The sequence below is a fragment of the Ochrobactrum sp. SFR4 genome, from assembly GCF_019730395.1.
GTDB lineage: Bacteria > Pseudomonadota > Alphaproteobacteria > Rhizobiales > Rhizobiaceae > Pseudochrobactrum.
This window is the reverse complement of sequence record NZ_JAAPBB010000822.1, coordinates 1-268: the sequence shown is the minus strand read 5'-3', so window position 1 is coordinate 268 and position 268 is coordinate 1. Positions and strand designations below refer to the sequence as shown.

At 47.4% G+C, this 268-nt stretch carries 1 protein-coding gene; it reads right to left on the bottom strand.

Annotated features, from left to right (window positions below; genetic code table 11):
- On the bottom strand, positions 1–268 hold a 268-nt coding region (locus HBA93_RS21380; protein ID WP_221724595.1), incomplete at both ends, for a hypothetical protein.

The window sequence follows — 268 nt, the reverse complement described above, 5'->3', positions numbered from 1 at the left end:
AAAAGGTGGAAAGCGTGGTGCAGCAGGCTGATAACAAGCCGCGTCACTGGCTGACAATCCTTAAAAAATAACAAGTCAGGCCGTGCCGCAAGGAAAGAAGTTGCGGCACGGCCTGATGATGACTGAAGTAAAAGAGTGGTGAATAGGTGCGGTAACGTGCAGATTACCCTTGGGAGAGAAAACTGAATGCTTGTATTTATAATCAAGCGACTGGCAAATGCGGCAATGGTTATGCTTGCTGTGGCATTGCTGGCTTTCATGATTTTCC